16 protein-coding genes are annotated in these 21,934 nt (G+C 70.7%); 11 read left to right on the top strand and 5 right to left on the bottom strand.

The features are described from left to right. Nucleotides 1-15 precede the first annotated feature (15 nt). The 7 genes from dnaE to ASG87_RS04755 all read left to right on the top strand — a co-directional run bounded on the left by dnaE (nt 16) and on the right by ASG87_RS04755 (nt 9,586). Nucleotides 16-3,591 (top strand): DNA polymerase III subunit alpha, encoded by a 3,576-nt coding sequence (dnaE, locus tag ASG87_RS04725; protein ID WP_056001593.1) that lies wholly within the window; start codon nt 16-18, stop codon nt 3,589-3,591. Between the two features lie 115 nt (nt 3,592-3,706). Continuing rightward, nucleotides 3,707-4,663, top strand: coding sequence for an acetyl-CoA carboxylase carboxyltransferase subunit alpha (locus tag ASG87_RS04730; protein WP_056001596.1), 957 nt, complete (start codon nt 3,707-3,709; stop codon nt 4,661-4,663). Between the two features lie 341 nt (nt 4,664-5,004). Further along, a complete protein-coding gene (locus ASG87_RS04735; RefSeq protein WP_056001599.1) occupies nt 5,005-6,225 on the top strand; it encodes a hypothetical protein in 1,221 nt (406 codons plus the stop codon). 76 nt (nt 6,226-6,301) lie between these two features. Then, a complete protein-coding gene (locus ASG87_RS04740; protein WP_056001603.1) occupies nt 6,302-7,051 on the top strand; it encodes an NYN domain-containing protein in 750 nt (249 codons plus the stop codon). After that, nucleotides 7,048-8,343 carry a tRNA lysidine(34) synthetase TilS gene (gene tilS, locus ASG87_RS04745; RefSeq protein WP_056001606.1) on the top strand — a complete coding sequence of 432 codons (1,296 nt, stop codon included), beginning with the start codon at nt 7,048-7,050 and terminating at the stop codon, nt 8,341-8,343. The genes ASG87_RS04740 and tilS overlap by 4 nt, the downstream gene beginning before the upstream one ends. A gap of 108 nt (nt 8,344-8,451) precedes the next feature. After that, on the top strand, nt 8,452-8,703 hold the full coding sequence (locus tag ASG87_RS04750; protein WP_056001609.1) for an exodeoxyribonuclease VII small subunit: 252 nt from the start codon (nt 8,452-8,454) through the stop codon (nt 8,701-8,703). Then, nucleotides 8,687-9,586 (top strand): farnesyl diphosphate synthase, encoded by a 900-nt coding sequence (locus ASG87_RS04755; protein ID WP_056001612.1) that lies wholly within the window; start codon nt 8,687-8,689, stop codon nt 9,584-9,586. Before ASG87_RS04750 ends, ASG87_RS04755 begins: the two co-directional genes overlap by 17 nt. Nucleotides 9,587-9,616: 30 nt before the next feature. Here the strand turns inward: ASG87_RS04755 and ASG87_RS04760 are convergent, their stop codons facing one another. Beyond that, complete coding sequence (locus ASG87_RS04760; protein ID WP_056001615.1) at nt 9,617-11,146, bottom strand: alpha/beta fold hydrolase; 1,530 nt, start codon at nt 11,144-11,146, stop codon at nt 9,617-9,619. Nucleotides 11,147-11,231: 85 nt separating this feature from the next. Between ASG87_RS04760 and ASG87_RS04765 the strand changes: the two genes are divergently transcribed. After that, entirely contained in the window at nt 11,232-11,756 is a 525-nt protein-coding gene (locus ASG87_RS04765; protein ID WP_056001618.1) for a MarR family transcriptional regulator, read from the top strand. Between the two features lie 54 nt (nt 11,757-11,810). Here ASG87_RS04765 and ASG87_RS04770 read toward each other — a convergent pair whose 3' ends face one another. Together ASG87_RS04770 and pmbA are read right to left on the bottom strand one after the other, a co-directional pair. After that, entirely contained in the window at nt 11,811-12,170 is a 360-nt protein-coding gene (locus ASG87_RS04770) for a DUF4870 domain-containing protein (protein WP_200948992.1), read from the bottom strand. Between the two features lie 198 nt (nt 12,171-12,368). After that, entirely contained in the window at nt 12,369-13,736 is a 1,368-nt protein-coding gene (gene pmbA, locus ASG87_RS04775; RefSeq protein WP_235499564.1) for a metalloprotease PmbA, read from the bottom strand. Nucleotides 13,737-13,844: 108 nt separating this feature from the next. Between pmbA and ASG87_RS04780 the strand changes: the two genes are divergently transcribed. Both ASG87_RS04780 and yjgA read left to right on the top strand, forming a co-directional pair. Further along, a complete protein-coding gene (locus ASG87_RS04780) occupies nt 13,845-14,078 on the top strand; it encodes a DUF1653 domain-containing protein (RefSeq protein WP_056001621.1) in 234 nt (77 codons plus the stop codon). Between the two features lie 31 nt (nt 14,079-14,109). Continuing rightward, nucleotides 14,110-14,664 (top strand): ribosome biogenesis factor YjgA, encoded by a 555-nt coding sequence (gene yjgA, locus ASG87_RS04785; RefSeq protein WP_056001624.1) that lies wholly within the window; start codon nt 14,110-14,112, stop codon nt 14,662-14,664. Nucleotides 14,665-15,068: 404 nt separating this feature from the next. Here yjgA and tldD read toward each other — a convergent pair whose 3' ends face one another. Then, nucleotides 15,069-16,508, bottom strand: a complete 1,440-nt coding sequence (gene tldD / locus ASG87_RS04790; RefSeq protein ID WP_056001627.1) for a metalloprotease TldD — start codon at nt 16,506-16,508, stop codon at nt 15,069-15,071. Nucleotides 16,509-16,833: 325 nt separating this feature from the next. On the opposite strand from tldD, the gene ASG87_RS04795 reads away from it, so the two are divergent. Beyond that, nucleotides 16,834-18,039 (top strand): sterol desaturase family protein, encoded by a 1,206-nt coding sequence (locus ASG87_RS04795; RefSeq protein WP_056001630.1) that lies wholly within the window; start codon nt 16,834-16,836, stop codon nt 18,037-18,039. Between the two features lies 1 nt (nt 18,040). On the opposite strand, the gene ASG87_RS04800 is transcribed toward ASG87_RS04795, so the two are convergent. Further along, the gene (locus tag ASG87_RS04800) at nt 18,041-21,925 is read right to left on the bottom strand and encodes a YhdP family protein (protein ID WP_082582753.1); all 3,885 of its coding nucleotides are present in this window, start codon (nt 21,923-21,925) and stop codon (nt 18,041-18,043) included. Between the last annotated feature and the right edge of the window lie 9 nt (nt 21,926-21,934).

The raw sequence follows: 21,934 nt of genomic DNA on the forward strand, positions 1-21,934 counted from the left end.
ACTGCGTGAGTCTGCATGTCCGCTCGCTTCGTCCACCTGCACCTGCACAGCGAATACTCGCTGGTCGACTCGACCATCCGCATCAAGGCGCTGGTCGATGCCTGCGTGCGCGCCGGCATGCCGGCGGTGGCGCTGACCGACGAATGCAACATGTTCGCGCTGGTGAAGTTCTACAAGGCCTGCAGCGCGGCCGGCATCAAGCCGATCGGCGGCAGCGACCTGTGGATCAGCGCGCCGGACGACCCGCGGCCGTGGCGGCTCAGCCTGCTGTGCCAGCACCGCGACGGCTACCTCAACCTGTCGCGCCTGGTGTCGCGCGCCTGGCGCGAGGGCCAGCACGGCGGCCGCGCCCTGGTCGAGGCCGGCTGGCTCGGCACCGAGGCGGTCGGCGGGCTGATCGCCCTGCTCGGCCGCGACAGCGAGGTCGGCCGCATCGCGGCGAACCAGGGCATCGACGCGGCGCTGGCGAAACTGCGCCCGCTGGCGCGGCTGTTCCCGGACCGGCTGTACCTGGAACTGACCCGCTGCGGCCGCGACGGCGAGGAACACTGGAACACCGCCGCGCTCGCGCTGGCCGGCGAGCTCGACCTGCCGGTGATCGCCAGCAACGACGTGCGCTTCCTGCGCCAGGACGACTTCGAGGCGCACGAGGCGCGCGTGTGCATCAACCAGGGCCGCGTGCTGGCCGATCCGAAGCGCCCGCGCGACTACAGCGACCAGCAATACCTGAAGACGCCGGAGGAAATGGCCGCGCTGTTCGCGGACCTGCCCGAGGCGCTGGAGAACACCGTCGAGCTGGCCAAGCGCTGCACGCTCGAGCTGAAGTTCGGCACCTACTACCTGCCCGACTTCCCGGTGCCGGAAGGCTACGACCTCGACAGCCACATCCGCGAACTGTCGCGGCGGGGCCTCAGCGAGCGCCTGGCCGCCGCGCCGCTCGCCGCCGGCCACACCCTGGCCGACTACGAGGCCCGGCTGGAGCGCGAGCTGGACGTCATCATCAAGATGGGCTTTCCCGGCTACTTCCTGATCGTGGCGGACTTCATCAACTGGGGCAAGCAGAACGGCATCCCGGTGGGGCCGGGCCGCGGCTCGGGCGCCGGCTCGCTGGTGGCCTGGGCGCTGAAGATCACCGACCTGGACCCGCTGCAGTTCGACCTGCTGTTCGAGCGCTTCCTGAATCCCGAACGCGTGTCGATGCCGGACTTCGACATCGACTTCTGCATGGACCGCCGCGACGAGGTGATCGACTACGTGGCGCGCAAGTACGGCCGCGACCACGTCAGCCAGATCATCACCTACGGCTCGATGGCGGCCAAGGCGGTGCTGCGCGACTCCGGCCGCGTGCTCGGCTTCGGCTACAACCAGGTCGACCGCATCGCCAAGCTGGTCCCGGCGCGCCCGCTCGACCTCACCCTCTCGTGCGTGCTGGGTCGCAGCGAAAAGGCCAAGAAGGAGCCCGAGCGCGTCGTCAGGGAGTTCTGCGAGCTGTACGAGCAGGACGAGGAAGCGCGCAGCCTGATCGACCTCGCGCTGAAGCTGGAAAACCTCACCCGCAACGCCGGCAAGCACGCCGGCGGCGTGGTGATCGCGCCCACCCCGCTGACCGACTTCGCGCCGCTGTACTGCGAACCGGGCGGCGGCGGCGTGGTGACCCAGTACGACAAGGACGACGTGGAAGCCGTCGGCCTGGTGAAGTTCGACTTCCTCGGCTTGCGCACGCTCACCATCATCGACTGGACGGTGAAGGCGATCAACGCGCGCCGCGCCGCGCAGGGCGAGGCGCCGCTGGACATCGCCACGCTGCCGCTGGACGACGCCTACACCTACGCCGAGGTCTTCGCCAAGGCGAAGACGGTGGCGATCTTCCAGTTCGAATCGGCCGGCATGCAGCGCATGCTCAAGGACGCCAAGCCCGACCGCTTCGAGGACCTCATCGCGCTGGGCGCGCTGTACCGCCCCGGCCCGATGGACCTGATCCCCAACTTCGTGGCGCGCAAGCACGGCCGCGAGGAAGTCGAATACCCCGACCCGCGCGTCGAACCCGTCCTGAAAGAGACCTACGGCATCATGGTCTACCAGGAACAGGTGATGCAGATGGCGCAGATCGTGGGCGGCTACACGCTCGGCGGCGCCGACCTGCTGCGCCGCGCGATGGGCAAGAAGAAAGTCGAGGAGATGGCGAAGGAGCGCGCCAAGTTCCGCGAGGGCGCGGCCAAGGACGGTCTCAGCAGCAGCAAGTCCGACGAAATCTTCGACCTGATGGAGAAGTTCGCCGGCTACGGCTTCAACAAGTCGCACGCCGCCGCCTACGCGCTGGTGTCCTACCAGACCGCGTGGCTGAAGGCGCACTACCCGGCCGAGTTCATGGCCGCGACGATCTCCTCGGACATGGACAACACCGACAAGGTGGTGACCTTCCTGGACGAGTCGCGCGCGATCGACCTGACCGTGCTGCCGCCGGACGTGAACGCATCGGACTTCATGTTCGTGGCGGTGGAGCCCGGCGCGCCCTCTTCGTCCGGACGCCAAGGCATCCGGACGATCCGCTACGGCCTGGGCGCGATCAAGGGCGTCGGCCAGGGCGCCTGCGAATCGATCGTCGAGGAGCGCCAGCGCAACGGCCCGTACAGGGACCTGGCCGACTTCTGCCGCCGGGTCGATCCGGGCAAGCTCAACCGCCGCGTGCTGGAGGCGCTGATCCTGTCCGGCTCGCTCGACGCGCTCGCGCCGACCCGCGCCAGCCTGATGCTGCAACTGCCGGATGCGATCAAGGCCGCCGAGCAGCACCTGCGCGACCGCCAGTCCGGCCAGAACGACATGTTCGGCGCGGCGATGGGCACGGCCGCGCCGGTGGTACAGATCGACCTGCCCACCGCGCCGGAATGGCCGCTGGAGCAGAAACTGCAGGGCGAGCGCGACACGCTCGGCCACTACCTGTCCGGCCATCCCACCGACCCGTGGAAGGACGAGCTGGCGCAGCTCTCCACCTGCCCGCTGGGCGAGATCGCCGAGCGCTACCAGCCGCCGAAGCCCCGGCGCAACGACGACGGCGACAACAACCGCTTCCGCCGCGGCCCGGATACACCGTGGACGGTGGCCGGCATGGTCACCGGCGTGCGCAAGCGCGGCGACAGCGACGCCTTCGTGCGGCTGGAAGACGGCACCGGCATCATCGAGGTGAGCTTCTTCGGCGAGCTGTACCAGCAGGTGGCCCCGCTGCTCACCCGCGACGAGATGCTGATCGTCGAAGGCGGCCTGCGCATCGACGACTTCTCCGGCGGCGGCTTCCAGTTGCGCGCGCGCAGCGCGACCACCCTGGCCGACGCCTGCCGCAAGCACGCCCGGCTGCTGCGTTTGAAACTGAACGGGGTGCAGCCGGCCTTCGTGCAGCAATTGCAGCAGACCCTGGCCGGCTACCGCGGCGGCCGCGCCGGCGTGGTGCTGCACGGCTACCACAACGCGACCGCGCAGGCCGACCTGGAGCTGGGCGAGGCCTGGCGCGTGGACGCCATCCCCGAGCTGCTGCGCGCCGTCCGGAGCCTGCCGGGGGTGGAGGCGGCGAAGCTGCGGATCGTCCGGCAGGACTGAAAGCCGGCCCCGGGGCCGCCGCCCGCGGCTTGTCCGCCCATGCCATACGGCGCCGTTCTCGCCTTGCCGCCCGGCCCGTTATACTGCGTCGCTTCCGTGCCATGAACCGCAACGAATGAACCCCAACTTCCTCGATTTCGAACAACCGATCGCCGAACTGGAAGCGAAGATCGAAGAGCTTCGCCATGCCAGCAACGGCCAGGCGTTCAACATCGACGAGGAAGTGCGCCGCCTGCGCGAGAAACTGAAGGTCAAGACCGCCGAGATCTTCCGCAACCTCAACTCGTGGCAGACCACCCAGCTTTCGCGCCATCCGGCACGCCCCTACACGCTCGACTACATCAGCGTGATGTGCGAGGAGTTCCACGAGCTGGCCGGCGACCGCGCCTATGCCGACGACGGCGCCATCGTGGGCGGCCTGGGCCGCATCGGCGGGCGCCCGGTGATGATCATCGGCCACCAGAAGGCGCGCGACACCAAGGGCAAGATCAAGCGCAACTTCGGCATGCCGCGTCCCGAGGGCTACCGCAAGGCGCTGCGCCTGATGAAGATGGCCGAGCGCTTCGGCCTGCCGCTGCTCACCTTCATCGACACCATGGGCGCCTACCCCGGCATCGGCGCCGAGGAACGCGGCCAGAGCGAGGCGATCGCGCGCAACCTGCTGGAAATGGCCGACCTCAAGACGCCGATCGTATGCACGGTGATCGGCGAGGGCGGCTCCGGCGGCGCGCTGGCGATCGGCGTGGGCGACCGCACGCTGATGCTGCAGTATTCGACCTATTCGGTGATCACCCCGGAAGGCTGCGCCTCGATCCTGTGGAAGAGCGGCGAAAAGACCAAGGACGCCGCCGAGGCGCTCGGCATGACCGCCCCGCGCCTGCTCGAACTGGGCCTGATCGACAAGGTGGTGCGCGAACCGCTGGGCGGCGCGCACCGCAACCCGCAGTCGATGGCCGTGCGCCTGAAGGCCGTACTGCTCAACCAGCTCGACGAACTGGCAGCGATGCCGCTCGCCGACCTGCTGGAACGGCGCTACCAGCGCCTGCGCGGCTACGGGGCCTATCAGGAATAAGCCCTGGGAGCCTGGTCACGATCCATCGGTCGATCAATCGCCTCTCGTCATCCCTGCACTTTCTCGTCATTCCTGCGAGGCGCTTTTCAACAGCCGAAGGGCTGGTCAAGCAGGAATCCAGTGACNCGCTCCAAAAAGTCGAAGACGCTGGATCCCAGCTTCCGCTGGGATGACGCTCCGATGGAAGGGCCTTGGGATCGTGAAAAGGCACCAAGAAACGCGGGCCGGCATGCGGCCGTCCACGGCGCCGCAGTGAACCGCGGGCAGCGGCTTTTGCCTTTGCCTGCTTCCATGCGCTAGGTTCCAGGCGCTGCCGCATCGCTGACGGCGCAGGGACCGCCATGAACCGCTTGCTTGCCGCACTGCTCGCCCTCGGCCTGCCGGCCTTCGCCATCGCGGCGCAAGCGCCGCCGGCGCGCCCGCCCATCGCCTCGAAGGCCGAGCTGGACCGCTACCTGCACGACACGCCGCCGGGCCGCTCGCCGCTGGATGCTCTGTCGCCGGGGGGACGCAAGCGGTTCCTGGCCGGGCTGAAATTCGGCGAACGCGGCTTGCGCGGAGCATCCCTGGACGATCCGGGCAGCGAACTGACCCATCCGCAGATGGTGGCGCTTTATGCGCTGTTTGGCCTCGAAGCCTATGCGGGCAAGGACGATGGACTGACTCCCGCACGGCAGGCCCAGTTGCATGCCGAGCGCGTCGCGGCCGCCAGGCAACGCGGGTGCGCTCCCGCCCGATGCCCCGAGAGTGCGATCGAGCGCGGTTACGACACCTTCGTCACCAGCGGGCAAGGCGCCTCGCTGTCCGACGCCCAGATGGACGCGCAGGTCCAGCGAGCCTACGACCAGGCCTTTGGGGCGTATCGGACGGCCGCACAGTTGCGGCAGGTCGATGCGCCGGACCTGCGCCTGCTCCACCGTGCTACCGGCACGGTCACGAAACAGGTCAGATCCGCCGCCGACTTCGATCAGTCGCGCAGGGTCCTGGCCGAAATGCAGCGGCGCGGCATGGCCGACGACAAGGACTACGCAGACCTCTACGATGCCCTGGTGGCCGACCGCCAGTTCAACGCGGCCGCCGCGCTCCGGCACGCACACCCGAAGATGGATACCGTGCCGTTGCCGGCCTACGTGCCGGCCGGGACCCTGCCGGCAGGCCAGCCCACCGCACTCGGCATCGACGCGCGCGCGCATACGATGCGCCGCGAACCCGTGGACCTGGATGGGCCCCTGCGCATCGTGGTGATCGCCGGATGCCACTTCAGCGAGGATGCGGCACGCGCCATCGAGGGCGATGCGCAACTGCGACCGCTGTTCGCCAGGCATTCCACGTGGCTGTCCAATGCGTCCAGCGATCTGGCTGCGGTGCCCGCCTGGAACCGGCAGTTCGCGGACCTGCCGATGCGGGTCGCCTGGGACGAACGCGAATGGCCGATGCTCGACAGCTGGGCCATGCCGACCTACTACGTGTTCCGCAACGGCCGGTTGGCGAAGAAATTCTCCGGCTGGGAAGGCGTGGACAGCCTCAAGCGATCCCTGCGCGAGGCCGGCGCCCTGCCGTGACCCGCCCGCCGCGGCGATGGCCTCGCCGCGGCATCGCTACTAAAGTCGGCGCTACCGCCGCCGACGAGCCCGCACCATGGCCCATGTCACCACCCTGAAACTCGCCGTCCTGATCGACGCCGACAATGCACGGCCGGCGATCGTCGAAGGGCTGCTGGCCGAGATCGCGAAATACGGCACCGCGCACGTGAAGCGCATCTACGGCGACTGGACCAAGCCCGACCTCAACGGCTGGAAGGAGGCGCTGCTGCGCCACTCGATCCAGCCGATCCAGCAGTTCCGCTACACCGTGGGCAAGAACGCCACCGACTCGGCGATGATCATCGACGCGATGGACCTGCTCTACGCCGAGCGCTTCGACGGCTTCTGCATCGTCTCCAGCGACAGCGACTTCACCCGGCTGGCCTCGCGCATCCGCGAGTCGGGCCGCATCGTCTACGGCTTCGGCGAGCAGAAGACGCCCGAGCCGTTCCGCACCGCCTGCGACAAGTTCATCTACACCGAGGTGCTGGCCTCCTCCGCCGAAGCCGAGGCCGAGGCGTCGGCCGCGCCGAAACAGCGCTCGGCCAAGGAGCTGCGCGGCGACACCAAGCTGCTCAACCTGCTGCGCAACGCGATCGAGGCCGCCTCGGACGACACCGGCTGGGCCGGCCTCGGCGCGATCGGCAGCATCATCAACAAGCAGTCGCCCGACTTCGATTCGCGCAACTACGGCTACGCCAAGCTCAGCGGCCTGGTCAACGGCATCGGCCTGTTCGAGACCGAGGAACGCCACATCGGCAACGGCAAGCACATCTACGTGCGTCCCCGCGTCGGCAAGAAGTGACGCGGCCGCTGATCCCGCACCTGGAAGCCGCCCTGGCGGCCGCGCCGGCCGGCGCGCTCTGCGTCGCCTTCAGCGGCGGCCCCGATTCCGCCGCCCTGCTGCACGCGCTGGCGCAACTGCCCGCGGCGCGCGCGCGGGGGCTGCGCGCGCTCCACGTCGACCACGGCCTGCACGCGGACAGCGCCGCCTGGGCCGCGCACTGCACGGACTTCTGCGCGGGGCTGGGGGTGGACTGCGAAGTACGGCCGGTGACGGTGGAGCGCGACGGGGAAGGCCCGGAAGCCGCGGCGCGACGCGCGCGATACCGGGCGTTCGCCGCGCAGTTGCGGCCGGGCGAATGGCTGCTGCTCGGCCACCACCGCGACGACCAGGCCGAAACCGTGCTGCTCAAGCTGCTGCGCGGCGCCGGACCGGAGGGCCTGGGCGGCATGCGCGCCCAGCGGCCGCTCGGCGCGGGGCGACTGTGGCGGCCCCTGCTCGACCTGCCGCGCGCGATGCTGCGCGACTATGCGGCGGCGCAGCGGCTGGCCTGCATCGACGACCCCTCCAACGCGGATACCGCGCTGGCGCGCAACCGCCTGCGCCACGACATCCTGCCGCGGCTGGAGCGGCATTGGCCGCACGCGGTCGATTCGATCCTGCACAGCGCCGCCCTGTGCCGCGCCGCCGCCGAGGCGTTGCGGGAGCCGTGGCTGGCCGCGCTGGAACGGCTGCACGATCCCGCCAGCGGCAGCCTAGACGCCGCCGGCTGGCTGGCGCTGGCGCCGGCCCTGCGCGGGCCGCTGCTGGACCACTGGCTGCATCGCCGCGGCCTGCCCTCGCCGACCACCGCGCAGCGCCGGCAGATCGAGCGCCAGTGCGGCGCCCGGCCCGGCCAGTTGCCGTGCATCCGCTGGGCCGGCGCCGAACTGCACGTGTGGAAGGGGCGGCTCTGGGCGCGCCCGCCGCAGGCGGCCATCGACCCGCAATGGCAGGCCTCGTGGCAGGGCGAGCCGCTGGCCCTGCCCGACGGCGGCAGCCTGCGCCTGGAACCCAAAACCCGGCTCGCCGCGCCGCTGCAGGTGCGCCTGCGCCGCGGCGGCGAGCGGATCCGCCCGGCCGGCGACCGCCACCACCGCGAGCTGCGCGACCTGTTCCAGCAGGCAGCCATGCCGCCCTGGCAACGCAACGCCTGCCCGCTGCTGTACCTCGACGGCGAACTGGTCGCGGTGGGCGACCGCTGGCAGGGAGCGCCCGCCCAGGCGCTCTTCGAGCAGGCGTCGGCGCGGCCGCGCTGGCAGCCCGGCGACTGAACCGAAGCCTACGGCGCATGCGCCGCAGGCCAGTCGCCAGGCGGTTTGCCGGGCCTGCGTCGCCATTGCCGATTGATTCCTCCCGGGGGCTGCGTTAGCTTGCCCGGCATGGTCAAGTCCACCTCCGCCAAGCTCGCCCCCGCTGTCGATTTCGAACACTCGCTGGACGAACTCGAACAACTGGTCGCCCGCATGGAAGGCGGCGAGTTGAGCCTGGACGATTCCCTGACCGCCTTCGAACGCGGCATCGGCCTTTACCGGCATTGCCAGCAGGCGCTGGACAAGGCCGAACTGCGCGTGCGCCTGCTGCTCGACCCCGATGCCCCCGACACCGCCGAACCGTTTGAACCCGAATCCTGAACTCGGTCCGGCCCTGCAGTCGCTGATCGCCCGCGCTGACCGCGCCCTGGGCGAAGTGCTGCCCGCCGACGACCATCCGCCCATCGAACTGCACCGCGCCATGCGCTACGCCGTGCTCGGCGGCGGCAAGCGGCTGCGGCCGCTGCTGGTCTATGCCGCCGGCCATGCGCTGGGTATCGATGGCCCCCGGCTCGATGCGCCCGCCTGCGCGGTGGAGCTGATCCACGCCTACTCGCTGGTCCACGACGACCTGCCGGCGATGGACGACGACGCCATGCGCCGCGGCCGCCCGACCTGCCACGTAGTGTTCGGCGAGGCGATGGCGATCCTCGCCGGCGACGCGCTGCAGGCGCTGGCCTTCGAGATCCTCGCGCACGACCCGCACGCCGCAGCGGCGCCCGCCCGCTGCGTGGACATGCTGCGCGTGCTCGGCCGCGCCTGCGGCGCCGAGGGCATGGCCGGCGGGCAGGCGCTGGACCTGGCCGCGGTCGGGCGCCGGCTCGGCCTGGCCGAACTGGAGCACATGCACGCCTGCAAGACCGGTGCGCTGATCCGCACCGCGGTGCGCCTGGGCGCGCTGGCGTCGGGCGCCGACGACGCGGCGCTGGACGCGCTGGACCGCTACGCCTACGCGGTCGGCCTCGCCTTCCAGGTGCGCGACGACATCCTCGACGTGGAAGGCGAGTCGGCGGTGATCGGCAAGACCGCCGGCAAGGACGCCGCCGCCGACAAGCCCACCTTCCCCTCGATCATCGGCCTGGAGGCGTCGCACACCCGGCTGGCCGAGCTGACCGGCGACGCGCTCGGCGCCATCGCGCCGTTCGGCGCGCGCGGCAGCCTGCTGGAAGAACTGGCCCATTACGCCGCGCACCGCCGCCACTGAAGAACGCCCACAGGCAAGGCGGCGACGCCCTCACCCGCCTTCGGAACGGCCCGCCGGCGGCGCGAAGGCCGGCCGCTGGAACCGGGGCATCGGCAGCGTCTCTTCCGTAGGCAGGTTCTCCAGCTTGCCCGTGCGCAGGAACGCGTAGACCGCCGCCTTCGCCGCCGGGTTTTCGCGCAATTGGTAGAACGTGCCGTCGTGGCCGGCCCGGTGCACCAGGATCGCGTGGCCGTTCGGGAAAAACGGCAGCAGTCCCAGGGTGTTCTCCACCGGCGTGGAGGTGTCCCAGTCGCCGTGCACGAACACCACCGGGATCGGGCTTACGACCGGCAACCTCACCGCATCACCCATGTCGCGGGTGGGCCAGTCCGGCGCCGAGGCGATGTTCGCCTCGAAATTCCAGGTGCCGAGCAGTTCCACCGCCGGATCGGTGCGAAGCTGGTGCTCGCGCGCGGCGGTGACGCCGAGGCTGCTGTCCGCCAGGGGGCCGATCAGCTTGGTGGTGCCCGCCTGGCGGCCGGCGATGACCTCGCGCGCCCAGTCGTCGTAGTGCCGGTGATAGAGCGACAGGATGAAGGCCGGCCACTGCTCGCCCTCCTGCGTATGCGAGAGCAGCGCGAGCTGGAAATCCTCCGCCCCCAGCACCACGGTGGTCGCCTTCCCGGAGGCATCGCTGACCTGCACGCGCACCGGCTCGCCGGCGAAGCGCCGATGCAGGGCGCGCACCGCCTCCATCAGGCCGCCCGGCGGCAGGTAGGGTTTCAGGCCCGGATCGCGGTCGGCGTCGAAGGCGATGCGCTGCAACGCGGCGAACACGTGCGACGGCATGTCGTAGCCTTCGTTCAGCGGCTCCACGCCCGACAGCACGGCGCGCGCGACGATCTCGGGATGCAGCCGCATCACCGCCAGGCTCCACTGCGAGCCGAAGCTTCCGCCGAACAGGCTGATCCTGTCGTAGCCGAGCGCCTTGCGCAGGTCGTCGACGTCGGCGGCGAACTCGCCGATGTCGTAGCCGGACAGGTCCTTGCCGGGGTTCGCCGCGACGGCGGCCCTGGCCTGCGCGCGCATCGCCTCGGCCTCGGCATGCACCGAGGCGGGCCGGTCCAGCGGCGCGGCCGCGCTCGGCGCGGTGAGCATCTCGCCGCGGCGCGTATAGCCGCGCTGTTCGATCACCACCAGGTCGCCCACCGCGCCGTAGGTCAGCCACGAGCGCAGCCGGCTCGTGGAGGCTTCGTCGCCGTCGCTGAATGCCCCGAGCACGCTCAGCCCGGGGCCGCCCGGCAGCCAGAACACCGGCGGCGCGCCGGTGGGATGCGCCGCCCGGATGCGGGCGAAGCCGACGCCGATGAGGCGGCTGCCGGGCCGATGCCGGTTTTCGGGCACGTACAGCGTGCCGATCTCGTAAGGCACGACGGCCCCCGTCTCGGATCGGACCGTGCCCCGTTCGACGACGATGTCGCCCGGCCTGTGCGAAGCGGCGGCGAAAGCCGGCGCCGCGAGGAACAGCAACAGCAGCGGCAGCGCGCGCCGCCGGAACATCGCCTGGATGATCGATCGCATGAGCGGCACTCCGCGGGGTGAACGATCGGATGCTTCCACCCAAATATCTTTATGTCAAGATACTTTACGTAGGTATAATCACCGCATGCCCACGATGCCCGCGAACGACCCCGCCCCCTCCGAGCAGGATGTCGTCGACCTGCTGCTGCAGGACTGGCGCCGCGAGCGGCCGGACCTCGACGCCACGGCCATGGCCGTGGTCGGCCGCATCCTGCACCTGGGCCGCCTGCTGGAAACCGACATCAGCGAACGCCTGCGCGGGGGCGGCATCAGTTACACCGAGCTGGACGTACTCGCCACGCTCAGGCGCTCGGGATCGCCCTATCGGCTGACCCCGACCGCGCTCAGGAAGTCGGTGCTGCTCACCTCGGGCGCCATGACCGCCTGCCTGAACCGCCTGGAGGCGCGCGGGCTGATCGTGCGCACCCCGGAGGCCGGCGATCGCCGCGCGCTGGCGGCGTCGCTCACGGCCCAGGGCATCGCCCTGGTCGACCAGGCGATCGGCGTGCGTTTCGAACAGGCCGCCCAGGCCGTCTCCGGCCTGAGCGCCGCCGAGCAGGCCGAACTCGCGCAATTGCTGCGCAAGCTGCGCCTCCGGCTGCATGCCTGAGGCCCATCCGGCAGGAGCGGCGCGATGGCCGCCCCTGCCGGCACGATCGCGCTCCTACGGAATCAGCCGCAGCGTGAACGGATAGCGGTAGCGCTCGCCCTCGTTGGCCTTGATCGAGGCGATGATGATGAACACCAGCCAGTAGATGCCCAGCAGCGGCAGCAGCACGAAGCCGATCAGCACGAACATCAGCACGCCGCAGACCAGCGCCCCGATCGCCACGGTGATGTTGAAGTTGAGCGCCTCCTTGGCCTGGTCGTTGACGAAGGGCATCGTGTCCTTCTTCACCAGCCAGATGATCAGGGGCCCGAGGAAACAGCCCAGGCCGAGGAAACTGCCGGTGACCAGGCCGCCCAGCAGGGCGGCCAGGTGGGCGAACAGGGCCCACTGGCGCTCCTCGTGCGACGGCGCCATGCCGGAGGGGCCTGAGGGATCGGCACTGGCCGGCGGCTCGCCGGGCGGCGGTGGCGGCTGGTCGCCGGGCGGCGGCGGAACGGACTCGGGTGGAACGCTCATGCGCATCTCCTCCATCAAGTGTGGACGCCGGCCCCCTGCCGGTGGTCGCCGCGATGCTAGCAACTCGCGCGGGGTTTTGCCGAGATGGCTTCCGGGCTACTCGCCGGCCACCGTCATCCGCTCCAGCAGGATCGAGCCGGTGAGGATGTGCGAGCGCGGATCGACGTCGCTGCCGACCGCCACGATGCCGGCGAACATGTCGCGCAGGTTCGCCGCGATGGTGATCTCCTCCACCGGGTAGGCGATCTGCCCGTTCTCGACCCAGAAGCCGGCGGCGCCGCGCGAGTAGTCGCCGGTGATCGTGTTGACGCCCTGCCCCATCACCTCGGTGACCAGCAGGCCGGTGCCCATCCGCTTCAGCATGCCGGCGAAGTCGTCCTGGCCCGGCTCGACCAGCAGGTTGTGGATGCCGCCGGCGTTGCCGGTGGATTCCAGCCCGAGCTTGCGCGCCGAATAGCTGCCGAGCACGTAGCGCGCCAGCACGCCGTTCTCGACCAGCGCGCTGTCGCGCGTGGCCACGCCCTCGGCGTCGAACGCGCCCGAGCCTTGGCCCCGCGGCAGCAGCGGCCGCTCCACGATGTTCAGCCACGACGGCATGATCTGCCGCCCCGCATGGTCGAGCAGGAAGCTGGCGCGGCGGTACAGCGTGCCGCCGCTGACCGCGCCGACCAGGTGTCCGATCAGCCCGCGCGCCAGCTCCGGCGCGAACAGCACCGGGCATTGCCGGGTCGACAGCCCGCGCGCGCCCACGCGTGCCAGCGTGCGCTGCGCCGCCTTGTCGCCGAGCGCGCGGGCGCCGATGAAATCGCCCGGTGCGCGTACGCTGTCGTACCAGTAGTCGCGCTGCATGCCGTCCGCGTCGCCGGCGATCAGCGACAGCGACAGCGAATGCCGGGTGCCGCGCTCGCGCCCCACGAAGCCGTGCGAGTTCGCGTACACCGACAGGCTCTGACCTGCCTGCACCGAGGCGCCGTCGGAGTTGCCGATGCCGGCATGCGCGCGCCCGGCCGCCTCGATCTCCTGCCCCAGCGCGATCGCCTGTGCCGTGTCGATGTCCCAGGGATGCCACAGGTCCAGGTCGGGAAAGGCGGTGGCCATCCGCGCCGCGTCGGCCAGGCCGGCCGCGGGGTCTTCCTCGGTGAAGCGCGCGATCGCGCAGGCCTGCTCCAGCGTGATCCGGATCGAATCCGGATTGAGGTCGGCGGTGCTGGCCGAGCCCTTGCGCCCGCCGAAATACACGGTGACGCCGAAGCCGCGGTCGCGGGTGTGCTCCACCGTCTCCACTTCGCCCAGGCGCACGTTCACGCTCAGGCCGGTGTCGATGCTCGCCGCCACCTCGGCCTGGCTGGCGCCGGCGGCGCGGGCGTGGCGGATCACGTCTTCGGCCAGTTCGGCCAGGCGGTCGAGTTCCTGCTGGCTGGTGTCGGGCTGGCGGCGGTCGGCGGCGATGACTGGTGCGCTCACGGGGGCATCCTGGAAAGTGCGGGTAGAATAGGCGGTCCGAACCCGCCACGACCATGACGACATAGGGTCGCCGCGGCCGATTGCAAAGCGTCAGCGGCGGAGGCCCGCATGTCCACAGCCACCGGCATCTACCGGCACTACAAGGGCCAGCGCTACCGCGTGCTGGGCACCGCGCGCCACAGCGAGACGATGGAGGAACTGGTCGTCTACCGAGCACTGTACGGCGAAGGCGGCCTGTGGGTGCGCCCGGCCGCCATGTTCGCCGAAACGGTGGAGCTGGAGGGCGAGCCGATCCCCCGCTTCGCGCTGGAGCAGGCCGAACCGGCCGGCGACGACGCCTGACCCGCCCCTTGCCCATCCTGGAACGAAATCCGTGAGCCCGAGCCGCAGCCGCAACCAGACCGAACTCGACACCGAAGAGTACGGCCCCAGCCGCACCCAGCAGCGCCGCGAGGCGCTGGAAGTGCTCGCGTTGGCCAACCAGTTGGTCGAGCTGCCGCCGAGCAAGCTCGCCAGGATCGAGCTGCCCGACGACGTGCGCGACGAAATCGTCAACGTGCGCCGCATCACCTCGCACATTGCGCGCAAGCGCCAGCTCGCCTTCCTCGCCAAGGTGATGCGCCGCTACGACGAGGCGGACTTCGCCGCGGCACGCGCCGAACTCGGCGAGAACCGCGAGAAGCAGCGCCAGGAAACCGCGGCGATGCATCGCCTCGAGGCGCTGCGCGAACGCCTGCTCGGCGACGACGGCGACGCCGCCCTGTCCGACCTGCTCGACCGGCACCCGGACATCGACCGCCAGCACCTGCGCTCGCTGATCCGCCAGGCGCGCATCGAGAAGGACGCGCCGAACAAGCCGCCGAAGGCATACCGGGAAATCTTCCAGGTGTTGAAGGACCTGCCGGCGGGCGGCGACGCCGAAGCCTGAAAATCCATCCTTGCTGCCGGCACCGGGGATTCGCCCGCTCGATCCGATCGATGCCAAACGAATCCCGTTAGATCCCGCCAGACCCCATTAAATCCCGCCAAAAAACCCTGCCGCCCCCCGTTCGCCCTGAGCGTAGCGCAGCGAAGTCGAAGGGTTCTTGCCTCGGCCGATGGGTGGCGGGGGTTCGCGCCTTCGCGCTCGAAAGCCAAAGGCGCTGGATGACCAGCCCTTCGGCTGTTGAAAAGCGCTTCCGGCTTTCGCCGGAATGACGGGGTGTGGGCTCGAGGGGCGGGTGTGCGGATTCGCCAGGGCGGGCATCCGGTGCCTCGCGTGGTCCCGGATGCTCCGCAAGCGCAGGGACTCCAAGCGCAGGGACTCCAAGTGCCAGGACTCCGCACCGGGACTCAGGACGCGGTGCCGCCCACCGTCATCCCGTCGATCTTCAGGGTCGGCTGGCCGACGCCGACCGGCACGCTCTGGCCGTCCTTGCCGCACACGCCCACGCCTTCGTCCAGGGCCAGGTCGTTGCCGATCATCGAGACGCGGTTGAGCACCTCGGGGCCGGCGCCGATCAGGGTCGCGCCCTTGACCGGCGCGGTGATCCGGCCGTCCTCGATCAGGTAGGCCTCGCTGGCGGAGAACACGAACTTGCCGTTGGTGATGTCGACCTGGCCGCCGCCGAAGTTCGGCGCGTACAGGCCCTTCTTCACCGAGCGCAGGATCTCCTGCGGGTCGTGCGAGCCGGCCAGCATGTAGGTGTTGGTCATGCGCGGCATCGGCAGTTGGGTGAACGATTCGCGGCGGCCGTTGCCGGTGGGCTTCATGCCCATCAGGCGGGCGTTGAGCTTGTCCTGCATGTAGCCGGTGAGGATGCCGTCCTCGATCAGCGTGGTGCACTCGGTCGGCGTGCCTTCGTCGTCGATGCTGAGCGAGCCGCGCCGGCCCGGCAGGGTGCCGTCGTCGACCACGGTGACGCCCTTGGCGGCCACGCGCTGGCCCAGGCGGCCGGCGAAGGCGGAGCTGCCCTTGCGGTTGAAATCGCCCTCAAGGCCGTGGCCGATCGCCTCGTGCAGCAGCACGCCGGGCCAGCCGGGGCCGAGCACCACGGTCATGCTGCCGGCCGGCGCGTCGATCGCGTCGAGGTTGACCAGGGCGGCGCGCACTGCCTCGTCGGCGAAGGCCAGCGCGCGGCCGTTCTCGATCAGCTCGCGGTAGCCGTAGCGGCCGCCGCCGCCGGCGTGGCCCTGCTCGCGACGGCCGTTCGCCTCGGCGATCACCTGCACGTTGAGGCGCACCAGCGGGCGCACGTCGGCGGCCAGGGTGCCGTCGGAGCCGGCGACCAGCACGGTGTCCATGGTCGCGGCGAGGCTGACGATCACCTGCTTCACGCGCGGGTCGCGCGAGCGCGCATAGGCGTCGACCTCGCGCAGCAGCGCGATCTTGTCCGGGTTGGGCAGGCTCTCGACCGGGTCGATCGCCGGATACAGCGCCCGCGCGCCGTTCAGCGCCAGCGGCTTGCCGGCGCCGTTGCCGCCCTGGGCGATCGCGCGCGCGGCCTTCGACGCGTCCAGCAGTTGCGGCAGCACGATCTCGTCGGAATAGGCGAAGCCGGTCTTCTCGCCGGAGATCGCGCGCACACCCACGCCCTGCTCGATCGAATGGCTGCCGTCCTTGACGATGCCCTCCTCCAGCAGCCACGACTCGCTGCGCGAATGCTGGAAGTACAGGTCGGCGGCGTCGATCGACGGCCCCATCAGCTGGGCGAACACGCGCTCCAGGTCGCCGGTGGCGAGGCCGCCCGGGGTCAGCAGCTTGCGCTCGGCTTGCGCGATCAGGGAATCCATAGGCGTTCAACCATCGACGATCGGTTCGGAACTATCCCACATGGGGCCGCGCGCGGCAGCTTTAAAGAAGACCATGACGGCCCGCTTCGAGTCCGTCGTTCCTGCACAGGCAGGAGGCGCTTTTCAACAGCCGAAAGGCCGGTCATCCAGCGTCCTTGCGTCCGATGGACCGAAGGCGCTGGATCCCAGCTTCCGCTGGGATGACGAGCCAAAGGCGACGAGCCGACGATGATGGCTGTCCAAAGGTGACGAGCCGAACCGGAGGCGCCGGCCCCGGCTTGCGATTACCATGCCGCCACCGCCCGAAACGCCGTGAAGGAACACGATGAACGAACCGTCCAAACGCAAGCTGGCCAGTCAGGTGCTCGACCGCGCCGTGAAGGCGCCGGTGGAGGAGACCCGCGCGCTGCTGCGGCGCGACGGCGAGCTGCGCCCGGGGCTGGGCAAGGTCAGCAGCGTGGTGGCGTTGTCGCTGGGCTTCCTTGGCCTGCTGGCGGTGCTGGCGTTCCACTTCCCGCAGTACCTGACCACGCCGGACCTGCGCCACAAGTATTCGGTGGACGTGCTGCGCCAGTTGCTGCTGGTGGCGCTGCTGGTTTCCGGCGGCATCGCGCTGGGCAACCTGATCCTCGGGCGCATGCGCAACCTGAACATCGTCGCGTTCGCCTTCGTGCTGGCGGCGACCGCGCTGGGCGGCTCGCGGGTGCCGGTGGGCAGCTTTCCCGACCATACGCCGTACATCGGGCTGGACTGGTTCATCCTCGACCTGCTCGGCTCCACCCTGGTCTTCGTGGTGATCGAGAAGCTGTTCCCGCTGTACAAGGGGCAGACGCTGTTCCGCAGGGAATGGCAGACCGACCTGAAGCATTTCGCGGTGAACCACTTCATCGTCGGCCTCGCCCTGCTCACGGTGAACTTCCTGCTGCATCACCTGCTCGGCTGGATGGTCGGCAGCGATTTCCAGCAGGCCGTGCAGCACATCCCGTTCCTGCCGCAGTTGCTGCTGTGCGTGCTGGTGGCCGACCTGGCGCAGTACTGGACGCACCGCGCCTACCACGAGGTACCGTTCCTGTGGCGCTTCCATGCGGTGCACCACAGCGTGAAGACGATGGACTGGCTGGCCGGTTCGCGCCAGCACATGCTGGAGCTGATCGCCACGCGCGTGTGCGTGCTCGCGCCGCTGTACGTCCTCGGCTTCAGCGAGGCGGTGATGAACGGCTACATCCTCATCGTCGGCTTCCAGGCGGTGTTCAACCACGCCAACGTGCACCTGCCGTGGGGGCCGCTGAAGTACCTGGTGGTGACGCCGGATTTCCACCACTGGCACCACGCCTCCGACGACGAGGCGATCGACAGGAACTACGCCGCCCACTACGCCTTCCTCGATTACCTGTTCGGCACCGCGGTGAAGTCGACGAAGCGGTTTCCCGAGCGCTACGGCGTGGTCGGCGACTACATGCCCGACGGCTTCGTGAAGCAGCAGTTGTTCCCGTTCCGCAGCGGCAAGCCGCCGGCCGGCCCGGCGGCGTGAATCAGCGGCTGGCGGCGCTGGACGCCGGCGCGGGCACCGCGGCCGGCGTGGCGGCCGCATGCTTTTCCACCAGAGTGATCACCGGCTTGTCCCACGAGCCGGTGATGCGGTAGCGCGCGCCGGCGGCCTTGTTCAGGCCGTGCCCGAGCAGCCCCTGCACGGCCAGGCCGGCGGCCGCGCCCACCGGCCCCGCCACCACGGCGCCGACCACCGGCAGGCTGTTGCCCACGTGCGGCACCACCTGCACCTGCTGGTCGTAGTCCTTCGCGCGCAGGCCGGTGCGGCCCTTGATGCTGATCTCGGCCGCCGGGCCGGCGATCTTCAGGTTGTCGGTGGTCGCATTGCCGTCGGCCAGGCGGAAGTCGCCGGTGATCGAGTCGAAACCCAGCCCCTTGCCGAACACGTCGCCGAAGTCGAGCGTGAGCCGGCGCGGCAGCTCGGCCACCGAGATCAGCCCGAACAGCCGCCCGACGCCCGGCCCCACGTCGGGAATGCGGCCGTTGCTGACCTGGATGCCGAGCTTGCCGTCCATGTTCGCCAGCGCCAGCGTCGAGGGCGCGCCGGGCCAACTGGCGTCCAGTTCGGCGCGGGTCTTGCCGCCTTCGAACAATCCTTCGAAACCGAGCGCGTTGAGCATGCTGCCGAGGTTCTCCGCGGCGAAGTCGATGCGCAGGCGGGTATGGCTGTCCTGCGCCGTGCCGTTCCAGTCGCCGCCGGCGTTGATCTGCACCTGCTTGGACAGCGCGCGCAACTGGTCGATGTGCATGCCCTTGGCGGTCGGCCAGGTCTCCAGCCGCGCCTCGCCGAGCTTCGCCTCGCCCAGCCGCAGGTCGCCGATCCACAGGTGGAACGGCGGCAGGCTGGCCGGATCGATGCCGGTCGCGGCGGGATTGGGCGCCGGCACGGCGGCGCCGGCCGTGGCCTGCGCGCTGCCTGCGGCTTGCGGCGCCGCAGCCGTCGCCTTGCCGGCGGACGATGCCGACGGCGTGTTCTCCTTGGGCATGTACAACTGCTGCAACCGTGCGGTGACGCCGCGCTTGCGCAGGTCCTGCGTCGGCACGTCGAAGTGCCCGGTCAAGGTCGCGCTTTCCACGTCGATGCCCAGCGCGTCGGCCTGCGGCCTGGCCCGCACGTGCATGCTGCCGAAGTTCTTGCCGAACAGCTCGGCCTGGTCGGCGCCGACCTCGATGCTCTCCAGCCCGACCCCGCCCTCGCCGCTGCCGGCCACGGTGCGCTGTACCCAGCCGCTCATGTCCATGCGGGCGGCATGGCCGCGGATGCGCAGTCCCTTGTCGGGCAGGGTTTCCGGCATCACGCTGCCGAAGGCCAGGGTGCCGGCGAGCGGTTGCGCGTCGTTCGCCGGCAGGCGGAAGCGGCCCCGCAACACCGGGCCCAGCGCGATCTGCAGGTCGCTGCCCTCGACCGGCAGCGGCAGGCTCAGGTGCAGCGGCAGCGGAACCGGCGCGGCCTTCTTCAGCGGCGTCGGGAAGTCGAGGGCGATGCCTTCCAGGGACGAATCCACGCTCAGGGTCTGGGTCAGCGCCTGGCTGCCGCCGGCGTGCGCGATGTCGAAGCCGATGGCGAACGCGCTGCGGCCCTGCGCCGCGTCGCCGAGCCAGCCCAGCGACGGCAGGTCCTGCAGCAGTTCGGCAAAGCTGTAGTTGCCGTCGAGGCGGGCCGACAGCACGGTATCCGGCTGGCCGGTGGCGGTGGCGATCTTCAGGTCCAGCCTGGACGGCTGGCCGCGGAACCCGGCGTCCAGCGGCCCCGCGTGCAGGCCCTTCGCGTCGAACTGCAGCGGGCCGGCGAGCTTGTCCAGCCTGAGCTTCCAGTCCGGCGCGCTGAGGTCGGCGTCGCGCAGTTGCGCACTGCCCTGCAGGGTCAGCGCCTCGACGTCCTTCAGCGGCAGGGACAGGTGGAAATCGAACGTGCCGCTGCCACCCAGGCTCAGCTTGGACAGGGCGTCGGCCTGGCGCGCGGCGATCGGGCTCTTGCGCACGAACCCCATCAGGCTGGCGCCGCTGCCGTTGCCCTGCACGTTGAGGTCCAGGGTGGAGTCGGCGAAGTCGGGGATCAGCGCCACCGCCTTGTCCACCGCCACGCCCAGGGCCTGCCCGCCGCTGGCCTCGACCAGCATGCCGTTGTTGACGAAGCTGGCCACCGCCGCGACGCCTTCGGCGCGCGGCCAGCCCTTGCCGTAGTCGAGGGTGAGCCCGCTCATGGCGGCCCGCGCCTCGAACCGGCCCTCGTTGTGGCGGAACGGCCAGTCCGCCAGGCTGCCGCGCACCAGTACGTCGCCCTGGTCCACCGTACCCGCCACCAGGGCGCGGTCCAGCCATTCGATCGCCGCCGGCGACATCGAGCCCAGCGGCCAGAACAGCTTGGCCGCCTGCACGTCGGCATGGTCGAGGCGCGCGTACAGGTCGAGGAAGGGCCGGCCGCCGCCGTCCGGCAGGGCCACCTCGCCGCGCACCTGCCCGGCGAAGTCCTCGCCGGCGAAGTCGAAGGCATCGGTGCCGATGTGCCAGGCGCCGTCGGCGGGCCAGGCCACCACGTCGCCGGCCAGCTTCGACATCGCGAACGGCTTGCGGAAGGTGTGCGGGAAGCGCAGCACGCTGGCCTGCGCGGGCAGGGCCAGCGCGAGCGCGCCGGCGTCGCCGCGCAGTTCGCCGTGCAGGCTGCCCACGCCCGGCAGCTTGCCGACCGGGTCGATGCCGAGGCCGTCGAACGACGCATCCACCGCTTCGAGCCCGTGCGCGCGGCTCCAGTGCACCCTGGCGTGCTCCAGCACGCCGCGCGGATGCCCGCCCCCCAGCCATCGGGCCAGTCCCGCCGGCAGGCCCGGCTTCAGGGCCAGCCACGGCAGCAGCGGCCCCAGCCGCAGCCGGCGGGTGTCGAGGTCGAGGCGGTCGACGCCTTCGTCGGACCGGCGCAGGACGGCCGCCAGCACGCTGCCGTCGTCGCCGGCCAGGCGCAGGTCGTAGCCGTCCGCGCGCTGCGCCATCGCCGCTACGGCATGCAGCGCCGGCACCTGCACCTTGCCCGAAGGCGTGCCCAGCACGAGGTCGGCCAGGTCGGCGCGCACCGTGCCGCGGACGATCCGCGACCGTTTCCAGTCCAGCCACACGGCGAGGCTGCCACCGCCGCGTTCGGCCGTATAGCCGTCCATCGCCACATCGCCCAGCAAGGCATGCAGGTCGGGGCCGTCGCCGGCCAGCCAAAGCCGCCCGGCGCTGCCGTCCTCGCGGAAGCTGCCGGCGCCGCGCCAGTTGCCGGCGATGCCTTCGCGGCGCAGCCGCAGGCCCACGCGGACCGTGCCGGCATGCCGGCTCAGCCGCAACTGGTCGGCGACCAGGCCGTAGTGCTTGCCGGCCACCGCATCGGCGATGTCCAGGCGCAGGTCGCTGAGCCACAGTTCGAGCGACAGCGAGCCCAGCGACGCGCTGTCCGCGCCGTCGCCCCCGGCCACGCGGACGCCGTTGACGTGCCAGCTACCATCGGCGGCGTGCCCGAGATCCAGTTGCAGGCCGCGCACGTGCAGGTTGAGCAGATGCCGCGACGGCAGCAGCCAGCCGCCGAAGTCGAGCTTGAGCTCGGACTCGGGCACGTGCAGCGCCTGGCCGCCCTTGCCGTCGCCGATGCTCACGTCGTGCAGCACGAACAGCGGGCCGGACGGCTGCCAGCGCCCTTCCAGCGAGGCGAAGCTCACCGGCCGCTGAAGCCGCTCGCTGAGCTGGGCGGCGACCCAATGCGGGTGGCGCGCCAGCAGCGGCAACAGCACCTGCGCCAGCGCCATCAGCACCGCCAGCGCGATCACCGCCACGCCCGCGACCCAGCCGCACCCGCGCGCAAGGCGGTGCAGGCATTGTTGCCACGGCGGGATCACTGTCGGTAA

Source organism: Frateuria sp. Soil773 (genome assembly GCF_001428405.1).
Taxonomy (GTDB): Bacteria; Pseudomonadota; Gammaproteobacteria; order Xanthomonadales; family Rhodanobacteraceae; genus LMSL01.

Coding starts and splice junctions, on each gene's coding strand:
- ASG87_RS04780 (WP_056001621.1), top strand. CDS start 13,845: ATGTCCACAGCCACCGGCATCTACCGGCACTACAAGGGCCAGCGCTAC.
- ASG87_RS04765 (WP_056001618.1), top strand. CDS start 11,232: ATGCCCACGATGCCCGCGAACGACCCCGCCCCCTCCGAGCAGGATGTC.
- ASG87_RS04750 (WP_056001609.1), top strand. CDS start 8,452: ATGGTCAAGTCCACCTCCGCCAAGCTCGCCCCCGCTGTCGATTTCGAA.
- ASG87_RS04740 (WP_056001603.1), top strand. CDS start 6,302: ATGGCCCATGTCACCACCCTGAAACTCGCCGTCCTGATCGACGCCGAC.
- ASG87_RS04795 (WP_056001630.1), top strand. CDS start 16,834: ATGAACGAACCGTCCAAACGCAAGCTGGCCAGTCAGGTGCTCGACCGC.
- ASG87_RS04770 (WP_200948992.1), bottom strand. CDS start 12,170: ATGGCGCCGTCGCACGAGGAGCGCCAGTGGGCCCTGTTCGCCCACCTG.
- tldD (WP_056001627.1), bottom strand. CDS start 16,508: ATGGATTCCCTGATCGCGCAAGCCGAGCGCAAGCTGCTGACCCCGGGC.
- dnaE (WP_056001593.1), top strand. CDS start 16: ATGTCCGCTCGCTTCGTCCACCTGCACCTGCACAGCGAATACTCGCTG.
- ASG87_RS04760 (WP_056001615.1), bottom strand. CDS start 11,146: ATGCGATCGATCATCCAGGCGATGTTCCGGCGGCGCGCGCTGCCGCTG.
- ASG87_RS04735 (WP_056001599.1), top strand. CDS start 5,005: ATGAACCGCTTGCTTGCCGCACTGCTCGCCCTCGGCCTGCCGGCCTTC.
- ASG87_RS04730 (WP_056001596.1), top strand. CDS start 3,707: ATGAACCCCAACTTCCTCGATTTCGAACAACCGATCGCCGAACTGGAA.